14 protein-coding genes are annotated in these 15,778 nt (G+C 61.0%); 5 read left to right on the top strand and 9 right to left on the bottom strand.

Features of this window, described 5'->3' with window-relative positions; all coding sequences use genetic code 11:
• Positions 1-117 precede the first annotated feature (117 nt).
• Positions 118-573 (bottom strand): tRNA (cytidine(34)-2'-O)-methyltransferase, encoded by a 456-nt coding sequence (locus M5C56_RS10055; protein ID WP_103496808.1) that lies wholly within the window; start codon positions 571-573, stop codon positions 118-120.
• Here M5C56_RS10055 and M5C56_RS10050 point away from each other — a divergent pair.
• Positions 572-1,012 carry a hypothetical protein gene (locus tag M5C56_RS10050; protein WP_100940344.1) on the top strand — a complete coding sequence of 147 codons (441 nt, stop codon included), beginning with the start codon at positions 572-574 and terminating at the stop codon, positions 1,010-1,012. The two genes, M5C56_RS10055 and M5C56_RS10050, sit on opposite strands and share 2 nt — an antisense overlap.
• Before the next feature lie 736 nt (positions 1,013-1,748).
• On the opposite strand, the gene ntrC is transcribed toward M5C56_RS10050, so the two are convergent.
• The 5 genes from ntrC to M5C56_RS10025 all read right to left on the bottom strand — a co-directional run bounded on the left by ntrC (position 1,749) and on the right by M5C56_RS10025 (position 6,354).
• Positions 1,749-3,185 (bottom strand): nitrogen regulation protein NR(I), encoded by a 1,437-nt coding sequence (gene ntrC, locus M5C56_RS10045; RefSeq protein WP_100940345.1) that lies wholly within the window; start codon positions 3,183-3,185, stop codon positions 1,749-1,751.
• The gene (glnL, locus tag M5C56_RS10040; RefSeq protein ID WP_040063506.1) at positions 3,182-4,267 is read right to left on the bottom strand and encodes a nitrogen regulation protein NR(II); all 1,086 of its coding nucleotides are present in this window, start codon (positions 4,265-4,267) and stop codon (positions 3,182-3,184) included. The genes ntrC and glnL overlap by 4 nt, the downstream gene beginning before the upstream one ends.
• A gap of 251 nt (positions 4,268-4,518) precedes the next feature.
• Complete coding sequence (locus M5C56_RS10035) at positions 4,519-5,154, bottom strand: DUF4124 domain-containing protein (RefSeq protein ID WP_103499147.1); 636 nt, start codon at positions 5,152-5,154, stop codon at positions 4,519-4,521.
• A 7-nt stretch (positions 5,155-5,161) separates the two neighbouring features.
• Positions 5,162-5,701: a DUF4124 domain-containing protein gene (locus M5C56_RS10030; protein ID WP_103499148.1), complete on the bottom strand. Its 540-nt coding sequence runs from the start codon at positions 5,699-5,701 to the stop codon at positions 5,162-5,164.
• 83 nt (positions 5,702-5,784) lie between these two features.
• Positions 5,785-6,354 (bottom strand): chorismate mutase, encoded by a 570-nt coding sequence (locus tag M5C56_RS10025; RefSeq protein WP_103499149.1) that lies wholly within the window; start codon positions 6,352-6,354, stop codon positions 5,785-5,787.
• 78 nt (positions 6,355-6,432) lie between these two features.
• Here M5C56_RS10025 and M5C56_RS10020 point away from each other — a divergent pair, with 78 nt between their 5' ends.
• A complete protein-coding gene (locus M5C56_RS10020; RefSeq protein WP_247263114.1) occupies positions 6,433-6,633 on the top strand; it encodes a hypothetical protein in 201 nt (66 codons plus the stop codon).
• A gap of 8 nt (positions 6,634-6,641) precedes the next feature.
• On the opposite strand, the gene M5C56_RS10015 is transcribed toward M5C56_RS10020, so the two are convergent.
• A complete protein-coding gene (locus M5C56_RS10015; RefSeq protein WP_103495505.1) occupies positions 6,642-7,028 on the bottom strand; it encodes a cupin domain-containing protein in 387 nt (128 codons plus the stop codon).
• A gap of 205 nt (positions 7,029-7,233) precedes the next feature.
• The gene (gene glnA, locus M5C56_RS10010; protein ID WP_100940351.1) at positions 7,234-8,640 is read right to left on the bottom strand and encodes a type I glutamate--ammonia ligase; all 1,407 of its coding nucleotides are present in this window, start codon (positions 8,638-8,640) and stop codon (positions 7,234-7,236) included.
• A gap of 331 nt (positions 8,641-8,971) precedes the next feature.
• Between glnA and thiI the strand changes: the two genes are divergently transcribed.
• Positions 8,972-10,426, top strand: a complete 1,455-nt coding sequence (gene thiI, locus M5C56_RS10005) for a tRNA uracil 4-sulfurtransferase ThiI (RefSeq protein ID WP_103495504.1) — start codon at positions 8,972-8,974, stop codon at positions 10,424-10,426.
• A gap of 139 nt (positions 10,427-10,565) precedes the next feature.
• Entirely contained in the window at positions 10,566-12,386 is a 1,821-nt protein-coding gene (gene typA / locus M5C56_RS10000; RefSeq protein WP_103495503.1) for a translational GTPase TypA, read from the top strand.
• Between the two features lie 217 nt (positions 12,387-12,603).
• Here typA and M5C56_RS09995 read toward each other — a convergent pair whose 3' ends face one another.
• Positions 12,604-13,038 carry a YkgJ family cysteine cluster protein gene (locus M5C56_RS09995; RefSeq protein ID WP_103495502.1) on the bottom strand — a complete coding sequence of 145 codons (435 nt, stop codon included), beginning with the start codon at positions 13,036-13,038 and terminating at the stop codon, positions 12,604-12,606.
• 265 nt (positions 13,039-13,303) lie between these two features.
• On the opposite strand from M5C56_RS09995, the gene M5C56_RS09990 reads away from it, so the two are divergent.
• Positions 13,304-15,754, top strand: a complete 2,451-nt coding sequence (locus M5C56_RS09990) for a glycogen/starch/alpha-glucan phosphorylase (RefSeq protein WP_103495501.1) — start codon at positions 13,304-13,306, stop codon at positions 15,752-15,754.
• Positions 15,755-15,778 lie beyond the last annotated feature (24 nt).

Below are 15,778 nucleotides of genomic sequence, written 5' to 3'. Positions count from 1 at the left end.
TGGCGATAGCGGTCAGCCAGGCGGCGCAAGTCTGGCAGGCTTCATCGCCAGCAAGCCGGCCCCACAGAAAAAAAGCGCCCAGTCCGGCGCTTTTTTTGTTCAGGCGGGGCCTGGTTTTCAGGCAAAGCCCAGCTGGCGCCAGCCTTCGTAGACCGCCACCGCCACGGTGTTGGACAGGTTCAGGCTGCGGCAGCCTTCGCGCATCGGCAGGCGCAGGCGTTGTTCGCCGGGCAGGGCGTCGAGCACCTCGGCCGGCAGGCCACGGCTTTCCGGGCCGAAGAGAAACGCATCACCCTCGGCGAAGCGCGCCTCATGGAACACTCGCGAACCCTTGGTGGTAAAAGCGAACAGGCGCGGGTGGCCGAGGCTTTCCAGGCAACTGGCGAGGTCGGCGTGGGTCTTGAGCGTGGTGTACTCGTGATAGTCGAGGCCGGCGCGGCGCAAGCGCTTGTCGTCCATTTCAAAACCGATGGGCTCGATCAAATGCAGGTGGCAGCCGCTGTTGGCGCACAGCCTGATAATGTTGCCGGTGTTCGGCGGAATTTCTGGTTGAAAAAGGATGACGTGAAACATGCACGGCTCCGAAGATGAAGATGGGCAGCATTCTACCCCCGAAGAGGACCCGCGATCGAAGCTATTGCCGCGGGTGTTGGGATCGCTGGCGATTGTCGGCTTGATGGTCGGGATGATGATCGGTCGCCTGACCGCGCCCGAGCCCCTGGTTTTGCAACAGGTCGAGGTGGTGCCCGAGGGGGTGGTGGTCTGGTTCAGTGCCGAGCCCAAGGTGCATGGCGAGCAGGTCGACGGCACGGTTGCGTTGTTGTTCGACGCCGAGGGCAAGGCGCAGAACGGTCACTTGCAGGTGGCCGGCAAGGACGCCAACTGGCGTGTGCGCTTGAGTGACAAGGGGTTGTTGCTGACGCTGCTGGCGGCGCGTCCGTTGCACGGCGAATGGGCCGGGGCGAAGGTGGACGGACGCTGGAGATTGGCGATCAATCTGCGGGAGGAATAAAAGAGGGAATCTCCGGCCTGCCTGTACCGGAGCTCCCAGAACGGCTATCGGGCTCGTCGCGGTGAGCGGTGTGAGCCCCGGTGTAAAGAGGGGGAGTCCCGGCCTGCCTGTACCAGGGTCCCCGAAAACGTCTGGACTCATCGCTGTGTGCGGTATGAGTCCCGGTGTAAAGAAGGGAATTCCTGACCTGCCTGTATCAGGGTTCCCAAAAGCGTTTTGGGACTCGTCGCTGTGAGCGGTGTGAGTCCCGGTGTAAAGAAGGGGAGTCTTGACCTGCCTGTATCAAGGTCCCCGAAAGCATCTGGACTCGTCGCTGTGAGCGGTATGAGTCCTGGTGTAAAGAAGGGAAGTCCCGGCCTGCCTGTACCAGGGTTCCCAAAAGCGTCTTGGGACTCGTCGCTGTGAGCGGTGTGAGTCCCGGTGTAAAGAAGGGGAGTCCCTGACCTGCCTGTATCAGGGTCCCCAAAACTGGGTTGTACTGGGGTTATTGCAGGGCGCGTGCCAGCTTTTGAAAAAACGCCAATGATTGCCCTGATAATTTTCAAAATGTGTCTGAAGGTCCCGGAATACGGGGCCTTTCTGCTCGAGCGTAAAAACGGCGATGGCGCCTGCGCGGCCTGATTCTCTGCTCGATCGCGGTTCAAGGCGCATTGCCGTGGTGCACGCCGCCCCATTTGCAGGGCAATAAAAAACCCTCTACAGCCAGGCTGTAGAGGGTTTGGCTTGAAGCGACGGATCAACCCTCGTCGCTGTCGTCCTCATCGCCGCCATCGACCTTCATGCCCAGTTCCTTGATCTTGCGGGTCAAGGTGTTGCGGCCCCAGCCCAGCAGCACGGCGGCGTCGCGACGGCGGCCGGCGGTGTGCTTGAGGGCGGTCTCGATCATGATCCGCTCGAAACTCGGCACGGCGCTGTCCAGCAGGCTCGATTGGCCGCGTGCCAGCGCCTGGTCGGCCCACTGGCGCAGTGCCTGTTCCCAGTTGGTCACCGGTGCCGAATCCTGCGGCAGGTTCAGCAGCTCCGGCGGCAGGTCGCTGATATGCACCTCGCGCCCGGAAGCCATCACTGTGATCCAGCGGCAGGTATTCTCCAGCTGGCGCACGTTGCCCGGCCACGGCAGGTTCTTCAGGTATTCCTCGGTTTCCGACTTCAGCAGCTTCGGCTCCACCGACAGTTCCTGGGCGGCGCGGGCGAGGAAGTGCTTGGCCAGGGTCGGGATGTCTTCGCGACGGTCCGACATCCGTGGAATATGGATGCGGATCACGTTCAGGCGATGGAACAGGTCCTCACGGAATTTGCCCGCGTGAACCAGGGTTTCCAGGTTCTGGTGGGTCGCGGCGATGATGCGCACGTCGACCTTGACCGGCGTATGCCCGCCGACCCGGTAGAACTCGCCGTCCGCCAGTACCCGCAGCAGACGGGTCTGGGTGTCGGCCGGCATGTCGCCGATTTCGTCGAGGAACAGGGTGCCGCCGTCGGCCTGTTCGAAACGCCCGCGCCGCAGGTTGGCCGCGCCGGTAAAGGCACCTTTTTCATGGCCGAACAGCTCGGATTCCATCAGGTCCTTGGGAATCGCCGCCATGTTCAAGGCGATGAACGGTTGCGCCGCCCGTGGGCTGTGGCGGTGCAGGGCGTGGGCCACCAGCTCTTTGCCGGTGCCGGACTCGCCATTGATCAATACGGTGATGTTGGAGTGGCTGAGGCGACCGATGGCGCGAAACACTTCCTGCATCGCCGGCGCTTCGCCGATGATTTCCGGGGTCCGGGTCAGGGTCGGCGCCACGGCCATGCCTTGTTGTTCCTGGGCATGCTGGTTGGCGCGCTTGACCAGCGACACCGCTTCATCGACGTCAAACGGCTTGGGCAGGTATTCGAACGCCCCGCCCTGGTAGGAGGCCACCGCGCTGTCGAGGTCGGAATGGGCGGTCATGATGATCACCGGCAGGCGCGGGTGCTGCTCGCGAATCCGCGCGAGCAGGTCCAGGCCACTGGCGCCGGGCATGCGGATGTCGGAGATGATCACATCCGGCTGCTGACGGACCAGGCGGCTCATTACGCCATCGGCACTGTCGAAGCTCTGGGTGGTCATCCCTTCCTGTTGCAGGGCTTTTTCCAGGACCCATCGGATAGAACGGTCGTCATCGACGATCCACACGGTTTCACTACGGCTCATGTCGATGTGGCTCCTTGTTCCAGTGGCAGAAAGATCGAGAATGTGGTGTGGCCGGGGTGGCTCTCACATTCGATCAGGCCCTGGTGCTGGCTGATGATGTTCTGGGTAATGGCCAGGCCGAGCCCGGTACCGTCCGGGCGGCCGCTGACCATGGGATAGAAGATGGTTTCCTGCAGCTCGGCGGGAATCCCCGGGCCGTTGTCGATGATCTCGATCTTGGTCACCAGGCGATGGCGCACGTGGCCGATGGTGAACTGGCGGATCGCCCGGGTGCGCAGGCTGATGCGACCCAGGCGCAGCTCGTTCTGGCTGCTGATGGCCTGCATGGCGTTGCGCACGATATTGAGCACGGCCTGGATCATCTGTTCACGGTCGATCAGTACATCGGGAATACTGGGGTCATAGTCGCGCACCAGATTGATGCAGCCCTGGCTCTCGGCTTCCACCAGGCTGCTGACGTGTTCCAGGACTTCATGGACATTGGTCAGCGCCAGGGACGGCAGCTTGTTCGAGCCGAGCATGCGGTCCACCAGGTTGCGCAGGCGGTCGGCCTCTTCGATGATGACGTTGGTGTAGTCCTTGAGGCTTTCTTCCGGCAGCTCGCGAGCCAGCAACTGTGCGGCGCCGCGAATCCCGCCCAGGGGATTCTTGATTTCGTGGGCCAGGCCGCGCACCAGCATCTTGGTGGTTTCCTGCTTGGACAGCTGGGCCTCTTCCTTGGTGATCCGCAACAGGCGGTCGCGGGGATGGACTTCCAGCAGCAGGAGGGTTTCGCCCTGGCTGAGAATCGGCGTCACGGCGTAGTCGACGGTCAGGGTCTGGCCGGTCAGCGCCGTGAGCATGGCTTCGCGCTTGGTGAACGGGTGCGCCTGTTCCACGGCCTGGCGCAGGGAGTTCAAGGCCTCGACCGACTCGGTGAACAGTTCGCTGATGAACTGGCCATGGCTGCGCTGGCCACTGATGGCCAGGAGCATTTCAGCCGCCGGGTTCATGTACTCCAGGCGCAATTCGGCGTTGAGCAGGATGGTCGCGGTGGTCAGGTTGTCGAGTAACAGTCTGTGCAGGGCGTCACTGATGGTCATGGGGACCTCTTTTGGAGCATGGCAAACGGGGCCGGTCCCGATTTGCGCGCGCGAACAAGGCGTCGATACAAGGAAAATGCAAAAACCAAACCAAGGCTCCGAAAAGAAGCGCGAATTGCCTGAAATGGGCGTTTCAGGCTCGATTGAGTGGCGTTCTGCCAGAAACGACGGGTACTTTCGAACCAAAATGGGATTTGGTTCGGGTAGGTGTGCAGTTTAGTGCACCAATCTGGTGCCATGCTTGGCGTGGGTCAGAGAAACGGCAAAATGCTGCTGCTTTCTTCCTCGGGCTTGTCTGCCAGCGGGCATTCCGGCCGTTGTCCGTAATCAGCCAGTTGGCAGGGGTTGGCCTGGCGTTTCTGCGCCAGCGAGATACGCACCATATGGAAGGGTTGGTTGGCCGTGCGTTCGGCGATCCGCCCCTGTTCGTCGAGGATCTCCACCGCGAGCTGGTGGCTGCCGCGGTCGATATTGTTCAAGGCGAACACCGGGCTGGGGCCGGGCGCGGCGGTGGGTTTGCCGTCCAGCAGCAATTGGTAGGTGTGCCCGGGCATCAGGCCGGGTTCACTGGTGACGCTGACGATCAGGTTGCCTTCGGTGCTACGGATGGTGGCATCGGGGTCCGGCACCAGGATGCGTAGCATCTGGTAATGGACAATCGGCTGGACCTTGGGTTTTTGCGCGGTGGCCGGCGTGGGCAGGGGCGCCGTCGGGGTCAGCGACAGGCGATTGACCGGCGGCAACGGCACCGCCTTGGCACCGGCCCGGTGTTGATCGGTGAAGACCCGGTTGCCCTGGCTGTCGATGTAGGTGTAGATCTCGGCCAGTGCCGAGCCGGCGCAAAGCGTCAGGAGCAGCGGCAGCAGGCGGACGAAAACGCGAATCATAAGTGGCTCAAGGCTTGTGTACCCGTTGGACGGTAAAGGGTACGAGGGCGCTTTGCTGCACCACCTGTTCGCCGGCCAGCACCTGGACGCTGAGGGTATGGTCACCGCGGTCGATATTCACCAGTTGCAGGCGTGGCACATTGCTTGGCTGGCCGTAGGGCGCACCGTCGAGCACCAGGCGCAGCAGGTGCTGGCGTTGCAGGCGCGGCTCCATCTTCACGCCGACGGTGAAGGTGCCGTTGTTGGCACGCAGGGCTTCCTGGGTCGGGATGTCCGTCAGTTCCAGGGTGCTGTAGGCCGCGCCGGCATTGGTGGGTGTCGCCGCTGAAGTCGCCGGTGCGGGTGTCGCCGGTGTGGGCAGCGGCAGCGTGTACGACTGCTGCAGGCCCACGCTGTTGAGCGGCGGCAGCTCCACGGTCTGTGCGGCGGTGCCGTCGGGCGGCTGGTTGCTGTAGGCCGTGTTGCCGTTGGCATCGGTGTACTTGTAGATCTGTGCGGCGGCTGGCAAGGCGACCGCCATTAGCAGCAAAAGAAGGCTTCGACCCATGGGCGCTCCCGATAGTGGTCCTGGCGCTGACATCCCGCCCAGGTGCTTCAGGGTGTCAGCATAGAGCACAACCTTCAACGGCTTCAGCGCCCGCTGAGGCACAACTCGCCCACGGCGCGAATCAGCGCCAGGTCATGGATCTCGTCGGTGCTCAGGACCTGGCGCTCCTGGGCCAGCCAGGTCGGGCATTGCGGGTCCTGCCGGGAGGCGGCGAAGGCGGCGTAATGCTGCAGAAGGCGCACTTGCAGTTGATCAAGGGCCGGGCGGATCTGCTTGACCAGGTCGGGGCGGGCGATGGTCGGGGCCTTGCCCGCGGCGTGCCACTTGGCCAGCAGGGCGTATTGCACCAGCTTGTTGGCTTCGATCTGGGCGGCGAGGAACTGGCTGACGTCTTCAGGCTTGAGCTGGTAGGTGGCGGCTTCCTGCGCGGCATTGGCGATGACTTGCTGCTCGCGCGGGCTGTCCTGGATCGGCTTGCCGCTGTCCCATTTGGTCAACGCGACCTGATCGGCGATCTCCAGGCGTTCGCTCACGGCCTGGAGCAAGGGTGCCAGGGACGCGGGGGCGGGTGTGGGCTTCGGGGTTTCGGCGAAGGCACCGGTGCTGAGGAGAATAAGCAGCAGCGGGCTGGCAAGGCGTTTTGTCAGGTACATGGAGCGGGCTTCGTCCAGAGGGTGGGCACAGGGCCCTGAGTAAACGTCACAAGCGCGGCCAGGCGCCAGTTTCTTTTCATGAAAAAGATGTCGGTGTGTCTCGGGATGCCATTCGTGGCGTGGGATCTTGAAAACACCACAATACCTGTAGGAGCAGGGCTTGCCCGCGAAGCTTTTAGCGATCTTGAGGCCCCCTTCGCGGCGGTGCGGCGTCCCGACAAGCCTTGCTCCTACAGTTCAGTGTTTAATGCACATTTTGTGTTCGGCAAAAATCTGTAGGAGCTATGTCAGAGGTCCGATACCGAGAGCGGCACGCCCTCGGTGCCGGCGTAGAACACCAACAGGTCCACCGGAACCGCGCCGGTCTTGGCGCGGTGCTGGATGTTGACCAGGGCGGCTATTGTGTCGCCCTGTTTCAGGTGGGTGTTGTGGCCCCCTTCCCGGGTCTCGACCCACACTTCGCCCGAGAGGATGTAGGCGGCGCTGGGAATCGGGTGGAGGTGCCAGCCCAACTCGGTATCGGCCGGAATATTGACCTGCAACAAGGTCAGTTCCGGTGGTCCTTCGGGATAGCGTTCGTAGGGCGTGCCATCCCAGGAGCTGGTGCTGCGCAGCAGCACTTGGGCGCTGGGTTGGGGTGGGGTTTGTGCATTGGATGTGGAGATCGGGGTCATGTGCTGGCTTCCAGGTTAACGTCCTTGTACCGCGCGCCACGCGCGGTGCCTGTGGTTCCCGTCACAAGGTCGGGAGCCCCTAGTTAACGCCGCTCCACAGCGTCCTGCCAGTCTGGAAACGTTTCAAGAATTCTCGATTTCTGCCCATGAAAAAGGCCACCCGAAGGTGGCCTTTCGTTACGCCGCTTGCGCGAGCGCTACCGGATCAGCAGCTGTAGTACAGCTCGTATTCCAGTGGGTGTACGAAGGTGCGTACTTTGATTTCTTCTTCGCTTTTCAGCTCGATGTAGGCATCGATGAAGTCGTCGCTGAAAACGCCGCCTTTGGTCAGGAACGCACGGCCTTTGTCCAGCTCTTCCAGGGCTTCTTTCAGGCTACCGCACACCTGTGGAATCTCTTTGGCCTCTTCAGGCGGCAGGTCATACAGGTTTTTGTCAGCAGCGTCGCCAGGGTGGATCTTGTTCTGGATACCGTCCAGGCCGGCCATCATCAGTGCGGCGAAGGCCAGGTAAGGGTTGGCAGCCGGATCCGGGAAGCGTGCTTCGATACGACGAGCCTTGGGGCTGTTGACGTAAGGAATACGGATCGAGGCGGAACGGTTGCGTGCCGAGTAGGCCAGCATTACCGGCGCTTCGAAGCCTGGGACCAGACGCTTGTAGGAGTTGGTCGACGGGTTGGTGAAGCCGTTCAGGGCCTTACCGTGCTTGATGATGCCGCCGATGAAGTACAGGGCGGTGTCGGACAGGCCGGCATAACCTTCGCCAGCGAAGGTGTTCTTGCCATCTTTGGAGATGGACATGTGAACGTGCATACCCGAGCCGTTATCGCCGTACAGCGGTTTTGGCATGAAGGTCGCGGTACGGCCGTAGGCGTCTGCCACGTTGTGTACGCAGTACTTCAGGGTCTGGACTTCGTCAGCCTTGTTGACCAGGGTGTTGAACTTCACACCGATTTCGTTCTGGCCGGCAGTTGCCACTTCGTGGTGGTGAACTTCGACGGTCTGGCCCATCTCTTCCAGTGCGTTGCACATGGAGGTACGGATTTCGTGGTCGTGGTCGAACGGTGGAACCGGGAAGTAGCCGCCTTTGATACCTGGACGGTGGCCTTTGTTACCGCCTTCCACGTCCTGGTCGGACATCCACGAACCTTGTTCGGAGAAGATCTTGAACATGGAGCCGGAGATGTCGGACTTGAACTTGACCGAATCGAAGATGAAGAACTCAGGCTCAGGGCCGAAGAAAGCGGTGTCGCCGATACCGGTCGACTTCAGGTATTCCTCGGCGCGACGGGCGATCGCACGTGGGTCGCGGTCATAGCCCTGCATGGTCGAAGGCTCGATCACGTCGCAGACCAGGATCAGGGTCGGCTCTTCGGTGAACGGGTCGAGTACGGCGGTGCTGTCGTCCGGCATCAGGATCATGTCGGAGGCTTCGATGCCTTTCCACCCGGAGATGGAGGAGCCGTCGAACATTTTGCCGATTTCGAAGAATTCGTCATCCAGTGCATCACGGGCCGGCATGGTCACGTGGTGCTGAGTGCCTTTGGTGTCAGTGAAGCGCAGATCAATCCATTTAACGTCATGATCTTTGATGAGTTGAACCGACTTCGACATGGTGTCCTCCGGGTGGCTTCGGGCTGGGTAGTGGAGTTAGCCCTGAAAGAGTGGTGATGCCGGCGCGAATATCGGCCAAGGCAACCTGCCTCACAAGAGAGCAAATTGCATGCCAGTGCCCCGTGATGGGTTTTTTGCCCCAATCTCACGCGTTGCAGCGAGCATAGGAGAATTTTCGGGCGTTTGTCGCACCATTTTGGATCTAAAATAATCGACGGCGACCTGTTTTGGTGCGTGCAAAACCATCTGCACAATAACTGGTTAAACCTTGAGCAATTTCCGCTATAATCCGCGCCCCCCTTTTTCGGCCGGCCCTTCGCGCGCTGTTTTCATGAAACTTATCGTAAAAGTCTTCCCCGAAATCACCATTAAAAGCCGCCCTGTCCGGATGAAATTCATCCGCCAGCTGGCCAAGAACATCCGTACCGTGCTCCGTGACCTGGACCCGAACGTGGTGGTGAACGGCGTGTGGGACAATCTCGAGCTGGAAACCGCGCTGAGCGAGCCCAAGGCCCTGCAGGAACTGACCGAGCGCCTGTGCTGCATGCCGGGCATCGCGCATTTCCTGCAGGTCGACGAATACCCGCTGGGTGACTTCGACGAGATCACCGCCCAGTGCAAACAGCACTTCGGCGAGGCCCTGCCCGGGAAGATTTTTTCGGTGCGTTGCAAGCGCGCCGGCAAGCACAGTTTCAGCTCCATGGATGTGGAGAAATACGTCGGCAGCCAGTTGCGCCGACAGTGCAATGCCGCCGGGATTTCCCTCAAAGAGCCGGAAATCGAAGTGCGGATGGAAATTCGCGACCAGCGGTTGTTTGTTATCCATAGTCAGCACAATGGCCTGGGCGGCTACCCGCTGGGTTCCATCGAACAGACCCTGGTGCTGATGTCCGGCGGTTTCGACTCCACCGTGGCCGCCTACCAGATGATGCGCCGCGGCCTGATGAGCCATTTCTGCTTCTTCAATCTCGGTGGCCGCGCCCACGAGCTGGGGGTGATGGAAGTCGCTCACTTCCTCTGGAAGAAGTACGGCAGCTCCCAGCGGGTGCTGTTTGTCAGCGTGCCGTTCGAGGAAGTGCTGGGAGAAATTCTCGGCAAAGTCGATAACAGTCATATGGGCGTAGTATTGAAGCGTATGATGTTGCGCGCTGCTACCGTCATGGCCGATCGCCTGGAGATCGGCGCGCTGGTGACCGGCGAGGCGATCTCCCAGGTATCCAGCCAGACGCTGCCGAACCTGTCGGTGATCGACTGTGTGACCGAGAAGCTGGTGATTCGCCCGCTGATCGCCAGCCACAAGCAGGACATCATCGACCTGGCGACCGAGATCGGCACGGCGGATTTCGCCAAGCACATGCCGGAATATTGCGGGGTCATTTCGGTGAACCCCAAGACCCACGCCAAGCGCAACCGCGTGGAGTACGAAGAACAACAGTTCGACATGGCGATTCTCGAGCGGGCGCTCGAGCGGGCCAAACTGGTGCCGATCGATCGGGTGATCGACGAATTGGGCCAGGATTTGCAGATTGAAGAAGTCAGCGAGGCGCTGGCCGGTCATATCGTGATCGACATCCGTCACCCGGATGCTCAGGAAGATGATCCGCTGGCGATCGCTGGCATCGAGGTACAAGCGATGCCGTTTTATGCTTTGAACGCTCGTTTCAAGGAACTGGACCCTACTCGCCAGTACCTGTTGTATTGCGACAAAGGCGTGATGAGTCGCCTGCATGCCCACCATTTGCTCAGTGAGGGGCATGCCAATGTGCGCGTTTATCGACCGAGCTAAGAGCCCGGGGCTGTTTGCCTGTGGCCTGCGTCACCGGCCCCCCGACTCTGCCGTCAAGCTGTAACGGCTAGGCCTGACTCTACTGTTAATCGCTGCCACGACCTGTCAGCACACCGAATCCTCTGATCGAGATACACAAGTGATCGAAAATCTACGCAACATCGCCATCATTGCTCACGTTGACCATGGTAAGACCACCCTGGTAGACAAACTCTTGCGTCAATCCGGCACCCTGGAGCGCAACGAGCTCAACGACGAGCGCGTGATGGACTCCAACGACCAGGAGAAAGAGCGCGGTATTACCATTCTGGCGAAAAACACCGCCATCAACTGGAACGGCTACCACATCAACATCGTGGACACCCCGGGCCACGCCGACTTCGGCGGCGAAGTTGAACGTGTAATGTCGATGGTCGACTCCGTTCTGCTGCTGGTTGACGCTCAAGACGGCCCTATGCCGCAAACCCGTTTCGTGACCAAGAAGGCGTTCGAAGCCGGCCTGCGTCCAATCGTGGTGATCAACAAGGTCGACCGTCCAGGCGCGCGTCCGGACTGGGTTCTGGACCAGATCTTCGACCTGTTCGACAACCTCGGTGCCACCGAAGAACAGCTGGACTTCAAAGTCGTCTACGCCTCGGCCCTGAACGGTATTGCCGGTCTGGACCACACTGCCATGGCTGAAGACATGACCCCGCTGTACCAGTCGATCGTCGACGACGTACCGGCGCCGAAAGTCGACCGTGACGGTCCGTTCCAGATGCAAATCTCGGCACTGGACTACAACAGCTTCCTGGGTGTTATCGGCGTTGGTCGTATCGCTCGTGGCCGCATCAAGCCGAACACCCCGGTTGTCGCTATCGACGCCGACGGCAAGAAGCGTACCGGTCGTATCCTGAAGCTGATGGGTCACCACGGCCTGCACCGTATCGACGTTGAAGAAGCAGCTGCCGGCGACATCGTCTGCATCAGCGGCTTCGAGCAGCTGTTCATCTCCGACACTCTGTGCGACCCACTGAACGTCGAAGCGATGAAGCCGCTGACCGTTGACGAACCTACCGTTTCGATGACCTTCCAGGTCAACGACTCGCCGTTCTGCGGTCGTGAAGGCAAGTTCGTCACCAGCCGTAACATCAAGGAACGTCTGGATAAAGAGCTGCTGTACAACGTTGCTCTGCGCGTTGAAGAAGGCGACTCGGCTGACAAGTTCAAGGTCTCCGGCCGTGGTGAGTTGCACCTCTCGGTACTGATCGAAACCATGCGTCGCGAAGGCTTCGAAATGGGTGTAGGTCGTCCGGAAGTGATCATCCGTATGGTTGACGGCGTGAAGCACGAACCGTACGAAAACGTGACCATCGACCTGCCGGAAGAATCCCAGGGCGCGATCATGGAGCAAATGGGCCTGCGTAAGGGCGACCTGACCAACATGGTTCCGGATGGCAAGGGCCGTGTGCGCCTTGAGTACAACATCCCGGCTCGTGGCCTGATCGGTTTCCGTAACGAGTTCCTGACCCTGACCTCCGGTGGCGGCATCCTGACCTCGATCTTCGACCGTTACGACGTGATGAAGTCCGGCGACATGTCCGGCCGTCAGAACGGCGTGCTGGTTTCGGTCGCTACCGGTAAGGCGCTGACCTACTCGCTGGAAACCCTGCAGGCGCGTGGCAAACTGTTCGTTGAACACGGCCAGGACATCTACGAAGGTCAAATCGTTGGCTTGAACAGCCGCGACAACGACCTGGGTGTGAACCCAACCAAAGGCAAGAAGCTCGACAACATGCGTGCTTCGGGCAAAGACGAAACCATCGCCCTGGTTCCGCCGGTCAAGTTCACCCTGGAGCAGGCTCTGGAGTTCGTACAAGAAGACGAACTGTGTGAAGTCACGCCTAAGTCCATCCGTCTTCGCAAGAAGATCCTGGGCGAAAGCGAGCGTACCCGCGCTGCCAAGAAGTCCGGTAACTAAGTCATTTAGTTAGCTGGCAAAAAAACGCCCCCGACCGCAAGGTCGGGGGCGTTTTTGTTTGTCTGGCTGAAATGCTGATGCAGCCCCTGGCTCAAGACTGCCGCAAAACCTGTAGGAGCCGGCTTGCTGGCGATGACGGCCGATCAAGCGATGCAAGGCTCGCGGGCCTCATCGCCAGCAAGCTGGCTCCTACAAAGGGCCCCTGGTATAGAGGGTGTCAGAAGTTGTACAGCATCTTGTCCGGTGCCGGGCGTTCCGGGGTCTTGGGCTTGTAGGCGCAGTAACCCGGGCGTGGCCCGATTTTTGGATGGTTACGGCAGGTGTCCGGACGTTTTTCGTAGATGGTGCACAGCCGTGACTTGCGATCCAGGTACAGGCAATCGTTGTTGCTCATGCGCTGCAAGGTGAAGATCTCGGACTTCTGGTTGTAGCGCTCGACGATCCCCTCCTTCTGCAGGCGCTTGGCGATGTTCTTCGGCGGGTCGCCACGCTCGAATTCGTCGACGATGCCGATGCGGATCAGGTCCTTGATCTTCACTTCCACCGGCAAGGTGCAGCAACTGGACATGCAGCCCCCGCACATATGGCTGGCGTATTTCTGCCAGGTTTCGAGGCGGTCGAGTTCCGCGGCGGCGATCAGGGTAGGTTTCATCCGGCTGTTGTCCAGGGTGTATCAGGGCGCGCGATGATACCGGGGCTGGTGGATTTGTGAACAACCTTTTGACGGTTTTTCGTACAAACGCGCCGTTGCAGGGAGATTTCCACATGAGTGCATGCTTTTGGGGCAATCCCGGCTCGTCGGGTTTTCCCGAGGCGATCTGCAAAAAACGCCGAACCTGCAGCGCCACCCTGTGTCGAACCGTCTAGGCTCAGAAAACTCGTCTTTCAAATCGTCCATCTCGCTAGAGGTTGTACCGATGTCTCAGGAACCGCTTGTCCGTGAAGCCGAGGTCGCTGCCTTTCGCGACGCTGTCCTCGCCAAACTTACATACGCGGTGGGCAAGGACCCGGACCACGCGTTTGATCATGACTGGTTTGAAGCCATTGCCCTGGCCGCCCGCGACCATATGGTCGAGCACTGGATGGACCACACGCGGCATATCTATCGCAAGGGCCAGAAACGGGTGTATTACCTGTCCCTGGAATTCCTGATCGGGCGGCTGCTGTACGACAGCCTGAGCAACCTCGGCCTCCTGGAGATCGTTCGTGAGGCGATGGTGGAGCTCGGGGTGGACCTGGAGCGTATTCGCCTGCTGGAGCCCGATGCGGCCCTCGGCAACGGTGGCCTGGGGCGCCTGGCGGCCTGCTTCATGGAAAGCATGTCGACCCTCGGCATCGCCGGCCACGGTTATGGCATTCGCTACGAGCACGGTCTGTTCCGCCAGGCCATCGTCGATGGCTGGCAGCAGGAGCAGACCGAGAACTGGCTGGACTTCGGCAACCCCTGGGAGTTCGAGCGCGCCGAAGTGATCTATCCCGTGGGCTTCGGCGGCCAGGTGCAAACCATCACCGACGAAAATGGCGCGACCCACCAGGTCTGGACGGCATCGGAAACCGTGCGCGCGGTGGCTTATGACACGCCGGTGGTGGGTTGGCGCGGCGCCAGTGTGAACACCCTGCGGCTGTGGCGGGCGCGGGCGACCGAAGAGCTGCACCTGGAACGTTTCAACGCCGGCGACCACCTCGGCGCGGTAGCCGAAGTGGCCCGGGCCGAGAGCATTTCCCGGGTCCTGTACCCGGCCGACAGCACCGAGGCCGGCCAGGAGCTGCGGCTGCGCCAGGAGTACTTCTTTGTCTCCGCTTCCTTGCAGGACCTGCTGCGCCGGCACAAGAATATGCACGACTCGGTGCTCAGCCTCGGCGAGCACGCGGCGATCCAGCTCAATGACACGCACCCCTCGATTGCCGTGGCCGAGTTGATGCGCCAACTGGTCGACCTGCACGATATCGCCTGGGATGCGGCCTGGCAGGTCACCGTGGAAACCCTTTCCTACACCAACCACACCTTGCTCCCCGAAGCCCTGGAAACCTGGCCGGTGGGCCTGATGGAGCGCATGCTGCCGCGGCATATGCAGATCATCTACCTGATCAACGCCCAGCACATCGATTCGCTGCGGGCCAAGGGCATCCACGATTTCGACGTGCTGCGCGCGGTCTCGCTGATCGAGGAGGATAACGGTCGGCGGGTGCGCATGGGCAACCTGGCGTTCCTCGGCTCCCACAGCGTCAACGGCGTTTCCGGCCTGCACACCCAACTGATGCGCAGCACGGTGTTCTCCGAACTGCACAAGCTCTATCCGGAGCGGATCAACAACAAGACCAACGGCATCACCTTCCGCCGCTGGCTCTACCAGGCCAACCCGAAGCTCACGGCGATGATGGTCGACGCCGTGGGGCCGGAGCTGCTCGACAACCCCGAGGAACTGCTGCTGGGCCTGGAGCCTTTTGCCGAGAAGGCCGGTTTTCGCAAACAGTTCGCCGAACAGCGCCTGCACAGCAAGCGCGCCCTGGCGGCCTTGATCCATGAGCGCCTGGGGATCGCGATCAACCCGGCGGCGATGTTCGACGTGCAGGTCAAGCGCATCCACGAATACAAGCGCCAGTTGCTCAACCTGCTGCACACCGTGGCGTTGTACCAGGCGATCCGTGCCGAGCCGGAAACCGACTGGGTACCACGGGTGAAGATCTTCGCCGGCAAGGCGGCGGCCAGTTATCACCAGGCCAAGCTGATCATCAAGCTGGCCAACGACATCGCCCGCACGGTGAACAACGACCCGACCGTACGCGGTCTGCTCAAGGTGGTGTTCCTGCCCAACTACAACGTCAGCCTGGCGGAAAGCATCATTCCGGCGGCGGACCTGTCGGAGCAGATTTCCACCGCCGGCTTCGAGGCCTCGGGCACCAGCAACATGAAGTTCGGCCTCAACGGCGCGCTGACCATCGGCACCATGGACGGGGCCAACGTCGAGATGTGCGAGCGGATCGGCGAAGAGCACATGTTCATCTTCGGCCTCAGTGCCCAGCAGGTGGAGTCGCGCAAACAAAACGGCGAGTTCAGCGCGGCGGCCGATGTGGCCGCCTCCCATCGGCTCAACGATGTGCTGCAAGCCATTCGTGGCGGGGTGTTTTCACCGGATGATCCGTCCCGTTATGTCGGGCTGGTGGATTCGCTGATCGACTACGACCGCTTCCTGGTCTGCGCCGATTTCGACTCCTACTGGAGTGCCCAGGCCCGGGTCGAAGCCCATTGGCACGACTCCAAGGAATGGTGGCGTTCTGCCGTACTCAACAGTGCGCGAATGGGCTGGTTTTCCTCGGACCGGACCATTCGGGAATACGCCACGGAAATCTGGAAAGCACTGGATTAACTTTTTGCGGCAAGTTGTGCGGCC

Origin of the sequence: Pseudomonas sp. MWU13-2862 (assembly GCF_023242495.1) — a bacterium.
In the GTDB taxonomy this organism is placed as follows: Bacteria; Pseudomonadota; Gammaproteobacteria; order Pseudomonadales; family Pseudomonadaceae; genus Aquipseudomonas; species Aquipseudomonas gingeri_D.
This window is presented reverse-complemented; position numbering and strand designations above follow the sequence as displayed.

Excerpts from the sequence above, each read along its gene's own strand:
- M5C56_RS10025 (WP_103499149.1), bottom strand. The coding sequence starts at position 6,354 with ATGTACCTGACAAAACGCCTTGCCAGCCCGCTGCTGCTTATTCTCCTC.
- M5C56_RS09990 (WP_103495501.1), top strand. The coding sequence starts at position 13,304 with ATGTCTCAGGAACCGCTTGTCCGTGAAGCCGAGGTCGCTGCCTTTCGC.
- M5C56_RS10055 (WP_103496808.1), bottom strand. The coding sequence starts at position 573 with ATGTTTCACGTCATCCTTTTTCAACCAGAAATTCCGCCGAACACCGGC.
- M5C56_RS10035 (WP_103499147.1), bottom strand. The coding sequence starts at position 5,154 with ATGATTCGCGTTTTCGTCCGCCTGCTGCCGCTGCTCCTGACGCTTTGC.
- glnL (WP_040063506.1), bottom strand. The coding sequence starts at position 4,267 with ATGACCATCAGTGACGCCCTGCACAGACTGTTACTCGACAACCTGACC.
- M5C56_RS10015 (WP_103495505.1), bottom strand. The coding sequence starts at position 7,028 with ATGACCCCGATCTCCACATCCAATGCACAAACCCCACCCCAACCCAGC.
- M5C56_RS10020 (WP_247263114.1), top strand. The coding sequence starts at position 6,433 with ATGAAAAAGATGTCGGTGTGTCTCGGGATGCCATTCGTGGCGTGGGAT.
- M5C56_RS10050 (WP_100940344.1), top strand. The coding sequence starts at position 572 with ATGCACGGCTCCGAAGATGAAGATGGGCAGCATTCTACCCCCGAAGAG.
- M5C56_RS09995 (WP_103495502.1), bottom strand. The coding sequence starts at position 13,038 with ATGAAACCTACCCTGATCGCCGCCGCGGAACTCGACCGCCTCGAAACC.
- thiI (WP_103495504.1), top strand. The coding sequence starts at position 8,972 with ATGAAACTTATCGTAAAAGTCTTCCCCGAAATCACCATTAAAAGCCGC.
- glnA (WP_100940351.1), bottom strand. The coding sequence starts at position 8,640 with ATGTCGAAGTCGGTTCAACTCATCAAAGATCATGACGTTAAATGGATT.
- ntrC (WP_100940345.1), bottom strand. The coding sequence starts at position 3,185 with ATGAGCCGTAGTGAAACCGTGTGGATCGTCGATGACGACCGTTCTATC.
- M5C56_RS10030 (WP_103499148.1), bottom strand. The coding sequence starts at position 5,701 with ATGGGTCGAAGCCTTCTTTTGCTGCTAATGGCGGTCGCCTTGCCAGCC.